The following is a 2,757-nucleotide window of genomic DNA, read 5'->3' on the forward strand; positions in this document are numbered from 1 at the left end:
ACGAAACTCGGGCTTGGGTCGAAACTCTTTGCGTTCCGATTGAGCGTTTTTTTCGCCACCCGCCTGAGCTTGTTTAATAGACAGTCCGATTTTTCCTCTGTCGTCAACGTTCAATACTTTTACAGTCGTCTTATCGCCGACCTTTAAAAAATCATGTACGTCTTTTACATATTCATTCGCTACTTCCGATATATGCACAAGACCAACTTTCTTATCGGGCAGCTCAACGAAGGCGCCGAATGCGGTGATTCCCGTAACAATACCTTCCAGCACATTTCCTGCTTCAATTGCCATGCTGTAACTTGTCCTCCTTAGGCATATAAATGCCGAGCATTTATTGCCATTATACCTATTGGACGAAAAAAATTCAATTAATAATTTATATATACCCTTACAATATCTATTGTTTATACGGTATTTCACCGGGCTTAACAAGACCGAATTGTTTTCTCGCCCTATTAATTAATTCATCCGGGTCTATAAGCTTCGACTTTTTGTCCGTCAGCTCATGATTTTCTTCAGTCAGTTCCTGTTCCTGTTGAATTGTCACCTGCATATCCCTATGTATTTCCCACAACAAATAAAGGCGGTTCAGGATAAATATGCCGCCAAAGATTAAAATAGCTATAATAATCTTTTTATATAAGGATGTCCCCGTTTTTTTGCGTCGCCGCACTCTCCTGCGCCTTCTTTGTTCTTGTGCCATAGTCAGGCTCCTTTTACCGCTTATACCGTACAATATTTTTAGTATATCACGTATATAAGGTAAGATAAAGAATCCAGACCGTCATTTAAGCCGCTTTTTCTCAGTCTCCACTTCTCACTCGCGGCAACACGGTCTATAATAGACATAAACAGATACTGGCAGGGTAGAACGATTGCCGTATACCGAATTACGGAATTCATGCCTGCGGGAAAGGACTTTCATTATGACTTATTCACCCATTACGCCTGAAGTCAAAGACAAACTGATATCTCTTTTGGGGCGGGAAAATGTCATTACGGACACGGAAAAGATGCAACCGTATGCACACGACGAGGTAACGGACCCGGCTTATCATCATCTGCCGGAGGTCGTCGTTACTCCCGAGACGACTGAGCAGACAGCTGCCGTCGTACGTTTGGCCAACCAGTACCGTTTTCCTGTCGTTCCCCGTGGAGCCGGTACCGGTCTTGCTTGCGGATCCGTCCCCATTTACGGCGGCCTGGTCTTATCGTTGGAAAAGATGAATCATATTCTGGAAATCAATGATACGGCCATGTACGCCGTTGTAGAGGCCGGGGTCCGTACGGCTGATTTACAAGAAGCGGCTATGAAGCATAACCTTTTTTATGCCGGCGATCCGTGTAGCGGCGACTCGTGCCAAATAGGCGGCAATATAGCTACCAATGCGGGCGGAAACAAGGCTGTAAAATACGGTACGACACGTCATCAAATTTATGACATTACAGTTGTGAATCCCCTCGGCGAAATCGTCCGTTTAGGCACTCGACTCAAAAAACAGTCTACCGGTTATATGTTGGACGGTCTCATCATCGGCTCTGAAGGTACACTGGGTATCATTACAAACGCAACAGTCAAACTGCTACCCCTTTTACCGTATAAAGTCGATATTCTGGCAGTCTTCGAAACGGCGGAAACCGCTATCAATGCCGTCTCGGATATACTGCGCAATAACTTGACACCTACCTGTATAGAGTTTATGGATACCGCTACGCTGCACTCTGTCGAAAAATTTTTGAACCTGTCTTTACCCGGAAGCAACGGTAATCATTTAATCATAGAAATAGAAGGAGAAACGGAAGATGACGTAGACGATAAAACGGTCCGTTTAGACGAACTGTGTACAAAGCATGGTGCCGTAGACGTTCTGGTAGCCGATTCCAAACGCATATGGAAAGCCCGTAAAGCTTTTGCCGAGGCCGTCCGTGCAGAAACGCTTATTGTCTGCAAAGAGGACATTGTCGTTCCTGTCCACAAGGAACCGGAATTATTGACTTTTATAGCCGCACAAGCTGCCAAATACTCCTTAATAACACGAATTGCCGCCCATGCCGGCGACGGTAATATTCATTTGAATATTTTAAAAAATGACGACTTATCCTATGAGGAATGGAAATCTCGAACGGACAGAAACCAACAAGAGCTCTATTCTTTCGTTTACAATGTCGGCGGCCGGTTATCGGGTGAGCACGGCATCGGCTACAAACGTCGAGACTTAATGGAAGAATTCACGGACCCGGTCGAACTATCCATGATGCGAGCCGTCAAAAAAGCCTTGGACCCGAATAATATTCTGAATCCGGGCAAAATCTTTACCCTCCCGACACCTTAGATATTGATTTTTCTAACGGCCGAACGTATAATATAGACATAAATGAATATATAACCTATCTTCAGGGCAGGGTGAAATTCCCGATCGGCGGTACAGTCCGCAAGCGCAAGCAGATTCGGTGTGATTCCGAAACCGACAGTATAGTCTGGATGAGAGAAGATATGTACTTTACGCACATAATTCGCCCTGATTCCGTTTGGAATCAGGGCTTTTTAATAGGAGGTTGTCTATAATGACACAGCAAAAATACGAGTACAATACTATAGAAGAGGCTTTGGAAGAACTTCGCGCAGGGCATATGATTATCGTCTCTGACGATCCGGACCGGGAAAATGAAGGCGATCTCATCTGTGCCGCACAATTTTGTACAACGGAAAACATGAATTTCATGGCCAGCCGCGGCAAAGGACTTATCTGTATG

General features: G+C 44.8%; 4 protein-coding genes and 1 riboswitch. Of the genes, 2 read left to right on the forward strand and 2 right to left on the reverse strand.

Annotated features, from left to right (window positions below; translation table 11 throughout):
* Together PGX78_RS07340 and PGX78_RS07345 are read right to left on the reverse strand one after the other, a co-directional pair.
* Positions 1-294, reverse strand: a 294-nt coding sequence (locus PGX78_RS07340) for a S1 RNA-binding domain-containing protein (protein WP_270446218.1), incomplete at its 3' end; no start/stop codon positions are given.
* A gap of 106 nt (positions 295-400) precedes the next feature.
* Positions 401-706, reverse strand: a complete 306-nt coding sequence (locus PGX78_RS07345) for an FtsB family cell division protein (protein WP_270446221.1) — start codon at positions 704-706, stop codon at positions 401-403.
* A gap of 223 nt (positions 707-929) precedes the next feature.
* Here PGX78_RS07345 and PGX78_RS07350 point away from each other — a divergent pair, with 223 nt between their 5' ends.
* Together PGX78_RS07350 and PGX78_RS07355 are read left to right on the forward strand one after the other, a co-directional pair.
* On the forward strand, positions 930-2,336 hold the full coding sequence (locus tag PGX78_RS07350; protein WP_270446223.1) for an FAD-binding oxidoreductase: 1,407 nt from the start codon (positions 930-932) through the stop codon (positions 2,334-2,336).
* Positions 2,337-2,389: 53 nt separating this feature from the next.
* Positions 2,390-2,501, forward strand: a riboswitch (FMN riboswitch).
* 67 nt (positions 2,502-2,568) lie between these two features.
* A partial coding sequence (locus tag PGX78_RS07355; RefSeq protein ID WP_270446225.1) for a 3,4-dihydroxy-2-butanone-4-phosphate synthase occupies positions 2,569-2,757 on the forward strand: 189 nt, incomplete at its 3' end.

This window comes from Megasphaera sp. AF13-6AC, assembly GCF_027685385.1.
In the GTDB taxonomy this organism is placed as follows: domain Bacteria; phylum Bacillota; class Negativicutes; order Veillonellales; family Megasphaeraceae; genus Megasphaera; species Megasphaera micronuciformis.